We start from the raw sequence: 958 nt of genomic DNA, 5'->3' as shown, positions 1-958 counted from the left end.
TCCTTGTAGAACAGCGTGTTGTCGATACCGGCATAGCCGGAACCGAGCGAGCGCTTGACGAACAGGCAGGTGCGCGCCTTGTCGACGTCGAGGATCGGCATGCCGTAGATGGGTGAGGACTTGTCGTCGCGCGCGGACGGGTTGGTGACGTCGTTGGCGCCGATGACATAGGCAACGTCGGCTTGCGCGAACTCCGAGTTGATGTCCTCAAGCTCGAACACCTCGTCGTAGGGCACATTGGCTTCGGCGAGCAGCACGTTCATGTGGCCGGGCATGCGGCCGGCGACCGGGTGGATGGCGTACTTCACGTCGACGCCATTGGCCTTGAGCTTGTCGGCCATTTCGCGCAGCGCATGCTGCGCCTGGGCAACCGCCATGCCGTAGCCCGGCACGATGATGACTTTCTGGGCGTTCATCATGAGGTAGGCGGCATCGTCGGCAGAACCCTGCTTGACCGTGCGTTCGATGCCGTCATCGGCGGCCGCTGCCGTCTCCCCACCGAAGCCGCCGAGAATGACCGAGATGAAGCTTCGGTTCATGCCCTTGCACATGATGTAGGACAGGATCGCGCCGGATGAGCCGACCAGCGCGCCGGTGATGATCAGCGCCAGATTGCCGAGCGTGAAGCCCAGCGCCGCCGCCGCCCAGCCGGAATAGGAATTCAGCATCGAGACGACGACCGGCATGTCGGCGCCGCCGATCGGGATGATCAGCAGGATACCGAGCACCAGCGAGGCGGCAACGATCAGCCAGAAGACCAGCTTGGACTCGGTGGTGACCAGCAACACGATCAGCACGACGAGCGCGATAGCAAGTGCGGCGTTGATGAAGTGGCGTGCGCCGATCATGATCGGCTTGCCGGACATGCGGCCATCGAGCTTGAGGAAAGCGATGACCGAGCCGGTGAAGGTGATGGCGCCGATGGCGACGCCAAGGCTCATCTCGATCAGGGCCTGGG

General features: G+C 63.4%; 1 protein-coding gene. It reads right to left on the bottom strand.

The window, feature by feature from the left end; genetic code table 11:
* Window positions 1-958 (bottom strand): NAD(P)(+) transhydrogenase (Re/Si-specific) subunit beta (locus EN879_RS37265; protein WP_164774910.1); only part of this gene is annotated, 958 nt, incomplete at both ends.

Source organism: Mesorhizobium sp. M7A.F.Ca.AU.002.02.1.1, assembly GCF_003998535.1.
In the GTDB taxonomy this organism is placed as follows: domain Bacteria; phylum Pseudomonadota; class Alphaproteobacteria; order Rhizobiales; family Rhizobiaceae; genus Mesorhizobium; species Mesorhizobium ciceri.
This window is presented reverse-complemented; position numbering and strand designations above follow the sequence as displayed.